Annotated in this window: 3 protein-coding genes; 1 reads left to right on the top strand and 2 read right to left on the bottom strand. The window is 63.3% G+C overall.

Annotation, left to right across the window (positions count from 1 at the left end; all coding sequences use genetic code 11):
• The first annotated feature begins 480 nt into the window (after positions 1 to 480).
• A complete protein-coding gene (locus tag VJR90_00990) occupies positions 481 to 2,136 on the top strand; it encodes an IS66 family transposase (protein HKV96051.1) in 1,656 nt (551 codons plus the stop codon).
• A 95-nt stretch (positions 2,137 to 2,231) separates the two neighbouring features.
• Here the strand turns inward: VJR90_00990 and VJR90_00985 are convergent, their stop codons facing one another.
• The gene (locus VJR90_00985) at positions 2,232 to 2,531 is read right to left on the bottom strand and encodes a contact-dependent growth inhibition system immunity protein (protein ID HKV96050.1); all 300 of its coding nucleotides are present in this window, start codon (positions 2,529 to 2,531) and stop codon (positions 2,232 to 2,234) included.
• Positions 2,528 to 2,778, bottom strand: a 251-nt coding sequence (locus VJR90_00980) for an RNase A-like domain-containing protein (GenBank protein ID HKV96049.1), incomplete at its 5' end; no start/stop codon positions are given. The genes VJR90_00980 and VJR90_00985, both read right to left, overlap by 4 nt.

Raw genomic sequence — 2,778 nt, 5'->3', positions numbered from 1 at the left:
GTCGTTTGCATGTGCTCCCGAAAAGCGAGGTCAAAACTGAACTTGCGAAGTTCGCGGCGTTGGGGCACTAGTGACGCGTCAAGCCAGAAATGCCGCTCTCTCGCTTGCCCGCAAGCCCCATCGCTGCGTTGCAAATCCTCGCGATACGCTGGGTATCGCTGTGGTTTGCGCCTTGCGCTGCGGCCTGCGTGCGGCGCGATAGACCGACATTTCTGGCTTGGCGCGACACTAGTGTCGCGTTAAGGGCACTGTCCTCATGCAATCGCCGTGACGGTTCAGTACCAGGGGTCATTCAATCATGAGCCTGGAAATCAACGGCTCCGTCCAGCAGGTGTCGAGCATATTAACGAGTGCATTCCAAGCCGTTTCACTGGCTTGAAATCGGTTGACCGTGAGCTCTATGGAGGTAATCGTTTAGTCCCCATCCCGATGCACAATGCGCCCGGTTCCACAAGACAGGCAAGAGGTTGAAGCGAGCGGATGGCGAAGCTGAGCGATCACGATCTGAAGCAGATAGACGCTGAGTGGCTGTCCAAGCAGCCGGAGGCGGTGATACGCAGGTTGCTGGATCGAGCGTTGGAGGACCTGAAGGCGGCCAGAGATCGCTTGAACCAAGGGCCAGACAACAGCTCGCGGCCCTCCGGGAGCATGCCGCCGTGGCAACGTGCAGCGGCAAGCACCGAAGAGGGGGCTGCATCGCAAGATGGCTCCTCGCAAGAGACGCCGCCGGGCCAGGAGCAGCCGAAGGCAGCGCAGCCGGGAGATGGTCCTGGCGCGGATGCAGGCAAGAGCGACAGCAAAGCATCCGGGGGCCGGAACAAGCGTGCCGGAAGGCGCTTTGGCGCACCGGGCCACGGACGCGGGCAGAAGCTGGAGCCCACGCGGCGCGAAGAACACCGCCCGAGCCATTGCGCGGCCTGCGGGCAGGCCTTGGGTGAGCACGAACCGGCGCAAGCCTGGACCGGCTGGGACATGCTGGAACTCGTGCCCCTGGGCACGCGCGAGCAAGACGTGCTGGGTGTGCGCATCGAAGTCACGCGGCACCAGTTGATGAAGCAGCGCTGCGCCTGCGGCCACACCAGCCGGGCGCAGGCCGTGCAGGCGAGCGCGGATGCGCTGTGGCCGGGGGTGCAGATCGGCCAGCAGCGCCTGCTCGGCCCGAAACTGGCTGCGGCGATCGTGCACCTGTGCGTGCGCATGCGGCTGCCGCGGCGCAAAGTGCGCGAACTGCTGCTGGAGTGGTTCGGGCTGGAGCTGTCGACGGCGCTGATCGACCAGACCGTGCACCAAGCCGCGCGCAGCGTGGCGCCCCTGGAAACGCAACTGATCGAGCAGTTGGAGCAGGCCAGCCTCGTGCATGCCGACGAGACATCGTGGAGCGAAGCCGGCAAGGCGCTGTGGCTGTGGGTGGTGTGCAGCAGCCACACGGTGCTGTACATGATCGGCGCGCGTACCAAGGAGATGTTCGACAACGCCTTGAGCCCGGCCTTCACGGGCCTGCTCATGAGCGATGGATACGTGGCCTACCGGGAGCGGCTGTTGCGGCTGCGCTGCTGGGCCCATCTGCTGCGCAAGCTGCGCGGCGTGGCCGAGTCCACCGATGGGTGTGGCGCGCGCGCCGGGGCGCAGATGCTGCGGGTGTTCGAAACACTGATGGAGGCGGTTTATGCGGCCCGCCAGGAGCACACGCCGCCGCAGTCGCCTGCCGGCAGGCCTGCAGCGCCGCCGGCAGTGACCCATGCCAAGGAAGTCGAACAGCTGCGCCGACTTTGCCAACGACACCGCGACGCCGGGCACCAGGCGCTGCGCGAGGTGGCGCGCGAGTTCCTCAACGATTGGCAGGCCATCATGCGCGTGCTTGGCGAGCCTGGGCTGCCTCTGACCAACAATCTTGCCGAGCGGATGCTGCGGCACTACGTGATCGCCCGGCGCATCAGCTATGGCACGCGTACCTGGGTGGGCTCGCAAAGCATGGGCTTGCTCGCCAGCATCTTCGACACCTGCCACCTTCGTGGGGCCCGCGCCACCGACTTGCTCGCCCAAGCCATCCATGCCGCCCGCTGCGGCTTGCCTGCTCCTGCCTTGCCTGACATCCCGCCCACCGGCGCTTCGCCACGCATCACGCTCAGTGCTTGAATTGATGGGGGACTAATCGATTACCTGCGCGGGCTGCCGCTTTGCAGGGGCGCTGCGGACGGACGATCTGGGTTTGGGTGGTGGTCGCGGTAACCTTATTTCCCCGCAAGACGTCTGCCGACGAATTCCAGCCACTCCTTCGAGGTCATATCGCGAGAGTTGGGCTCGAAGTAGCACCCTAGATCACCATGCAGCAGTTCGCTCACCGAAGCATCCGATCGATTGGATGCAACGATGCTGGAAATCTCGGAGCAGGCTTCAGCGATTTGCTCGCGTGGCTCTGACTCTTGAATAGCCGCCAGCACGCGCTCATCGTCGGGAAACTCAACAACCCAGTCTTGATGGAAATAGCTACCCAAGAGATTAGATAGTGCGGGAAAGCTTTTATCTTTCATGGCAACGTCGGAAAGCCAGTGAGAATCTTGTAGCCGATAGGCATTGACGGATCACGCACAAGAATAATACGCACAGAAATCGCATCCACCGCTCCGGTTGCTCCTCGAGTCACGGAAATTCCCGTAGAGTCAATCAGCAAGGCGTCAAGTCGCAAACGCCCCCCCGTACCCTTTAACCCATCGCATTGCACACATCTCGCGATACCCTCGCGCTCCCCGAAGATGAACAAGAGCGGTGATGGCGGCG

This window comes from Gammaproteobacteria bacterium, from assembly GCA_035279405.1.
Lineage (GTDB): Bacteria > Pseudomonadota > Gammaproteobacteria > Natronospirales > REEB76 > REEB76.
The sequence above is the reverse complement of the archived record's forward strand: the minus strand, read 5'-3'. Positions and strand labels throughout refer to the sequence as shown.